Annotated in this window: 1 protein-coding gene and 1 pseudogene; one reads left to right on the top strand and one right to left on the bottom strand. The window is 54.7% G+C overall.

Going from position 1 to position 3,024, the window contains the following annotated elements; genetic code table 11:
* Window positions 1-2,384 (top strand): annotated as a pseudogene (locus CRO59_RS28695) (hypothetical protein); the annotation flags it as partial.
* A gap of 415 nt (window positions 2,385-2,799) precedes the next feature.
* Here the strand turns inward: CRO59_RS28695 and CRO59_RS27630 are convergent.
* On the bottom strand, window positions 2,800-3,024 hold a 225-nt coding region (locus tag CRO59_RS27630; protein WP_102047634.1), incomplete at its 5' end, for a DUF6124 family protein.

Raw genomic sequence — 3,024 nt, 5'->3', positions numbered from 1 at the left:
TCGGCGAAGCCGTGCTGCTGACCCGGCCGAAGGTTCAGCAGGCCGAGGCCGATGGCACTACCTTGCAGCCGATCAAGGCCGTGGAAGCCCTGACCGTCAACATCGATTCGCAAGACTTGCTGCCCAGCGATCTGCTCAGCGTGACCTGGACCGGCGCACCCGGCACTGCCGCCGGCGGCTCGCACACCACCCCGGCAAGACCCATCAGTGAAACCACACTGACAATCGAACTGCCGGTCACCGTGCTGGCATTCAACCTGGGCAAAACCGTCACCGTGACGTACACCGTCACCCGCAACGGTGTGCCCCGGACCTCGTTGCCGCTGTTGTTGAATGTCGGCACCTTGCCGGACTCAAGCTTGAAATCGCCGGTGATCATGGAAGCCGACAACGATGGCGAAGGCCCGGAATTCAATGTGGCCAATCTGACTGCCAACGCAGTCGCTCGCATAGATGTCTGGCCGTTGATAGCTACCGGTCAGCGTATGTGGATGCGTTTGACCGGAACCAATGCCAACGACACTCCGTACATCAACGATATTGCACCTGGGGATCCTGTCACTCAGCCGTTGATCGATAGGGGCTACCAAAATCGCGGACTCACTCAAGCAGCAATGAAAAACCTGAAAGATGGCAGTGACTTGACCATCGAGTGCAAAACGACGTTCAACAAGAGCACGAATGAAAGCGAGGCGGTGCCCTTCCCCGTGCGCACTTACACGATCAAAGCGTTTGAGGATGTGCGGCCAGAAATTATCCGTGTGGAAGACTCCAAAGGGAATGAGATTCTCCCGGGCGCCACGACCGTTGACACTTCGATCAAGCTTGAAGGGAAAGGGGCTAAAGGTCAGAAAGTCCTGATCAAAGACGGCAACATCGAGATAGGCATTGCCGACGTCGATCCACAGAGTGGTGACTGGGAGTTTCCGGTGACGGGGCTGGCCCTTGTCTCCCATAGTTTCACCGCCACTGCCCAGTACGGCAATGGGCAGGTATCGGATCCATGGGTCGTGGTCGTTACCGCTCCTACCGCGCCAACTATCACTCGGGTGGAAAACTCCAAAGGGGAAGAAATTCTCCCGGGCGCCACGATCGTTGACACTTCGATCAAGCTTGAAGGGAAAGGGGCTAAAGGTCAGAAAGTCCTGATCAAGGACGGCAATATCGAAATAGGCACGGCCGACATCGATCCACAGAGTGGTGACTGGGAGTTCCCGGTGACGGGGCTGAGCGCCGACACCCATAGTTTCACCGCTACTGCGATGTATGGCAGCGGGCAGGTGTCGGATCCGCCGCGGATCGTGGTCGTGGTGGCTGCCGACACACCGGCCATCACATCAGTAAAAGACGAGAGCAACTGGAACATCCGCGAAAACGGTTACACCGTGCACACCAGCATCACGCTCACTGGCTCCGCACCGACCGGCCAGGAGGTGGAAGTTTTCCTCGGTGCGGTCTCCAAAGGCAAGGCCAAGGCAGAGAGCAACTCCATCTGGACCCGTACCGTGAGCGGGTTATCACTGGACGTGTTGCATACCTTCAAGGTTATTGGTCAATACGCAAATAACCCGCCGTCGAATACTTGGCGCCTGACCGTGTTGAATGGGGTCCGGCCGGCCATCACCGGTGCGGAAGATTCCAAAGGGCAGCCAATCAGCAATGATGGAAGCACCGGTGACACCACTGTTCGTCTGAGGGGGACGGCGACCAAGTATCTTGAGGTGGAAATTTTCGACGGTAACAGCTCCACTGGCAAAAGGGTCGAGGCCAATGGGAATGGCATATGGACGGTTGAACTGACCGGGCTGACACGTACAAAGCATGTGTTCAAAGCCAAGGCGTTGTATGGCAGCGGGACGGATTCGGGAGAGTGGATAGTGAACGTGGTCGATCTCGTTGACCTCGTTGAAAATTTTAGTTCATATCCGCCATCCGTGCGCCTCCGAATCCCGGGAGAATCCATGCAGGGGGACAACACTAAAGTAACGCTTAATGAAATCTACGGGGGGCAGGAACCTATCAATCATGTGGTTGCCATGGAGTCCAGAAAGCTAATAGGTAGTTTGGCTACCCGAACTACTCAAAACATACTCGTTTATTCCTTAGCACTGAAACAAGGGAGTGCCAAGAGTACGATCCTCCGCGGATGGTTTAACGGATTCTATCAAGCGCCTGTTTCCTGCAGGCTCGAGTTCCTAAAAAACAATGTTGTGGTGGACTCAACAGAGATCCTCCGGGGCAATTACGACTCCCATGTAATTTATGCGGAATACGCCCCCATTAACGGCCAGGCGTTCGATACACTTAAGTTCGAAACTAAAGCGCTGAGTTACCAGAACACACAAGTGAAAGTTGAAATAAGTGAGGTAACTTTCAAAAGCTAAACGGTTGCCGTGATCTTACCAAGAGCATCACTGATTCGGAAATCGGTAATCCACGCCAAGCGCCTTTCCTTGATGGGGAGGTGCTTGGCACTTGTTCCTAAAACTGGTGTGTTTTCGATGAACTGAAGGGAATACAGGAGGTTATTGGCCGGGGTAACGCTTTTTCAGGAAAGTGTCACCCCGATCAATTGATCCCAAGCATAGCTTTATCCGAATACTTACATCCACTACGCAAAATATATTCAGGCCAACTCTTGGGCTGCGAAAAACAATCTGGAATAAGGCGGGAGAAGGGGACGAATTTATTTAATAGACTCACGCCTGCAAGGGATCTTTGTCGGGCACAAAACCTGTGACCAACGCAGATCCCCTGTGGGAGCGGGCTTGCTCGCGAAGAGGCCAGAACTGTCAGCGCCTATTCCTTGGGCACAACATTATCCAGCGCCTGATTCACCGCCAACTCCCCCAGCATCACCACCTGCGCAATGCCCAACACCGTATTACGACTCGGCCCCTCCAGCGTGCCGGCGAAATCACCGAGCATGACCGTGGCCGAGGCCAGGGATTCGCAGGCGTTGGCCAGCAGGGATTCGGTGTCGGTTTGTGGATTGACGAGGAACATGCTGCTGGGGGTGTATGG

It is taken from the genome of Pseudomonas sp. LAMO17WK12:I5 (assembly GCF_900215165.1).
GTDB classification, from domain to species: Bacteria; Pseudomonadota; Gammaproteobacteria; order Pseudomonadales; family Pseudomonadaceae; genus Aquipseudomonas; species Aquipseudomonas putida_A.
This window is presented reverse-complemented; position numbering and strand designations above follow the sequence as displayed.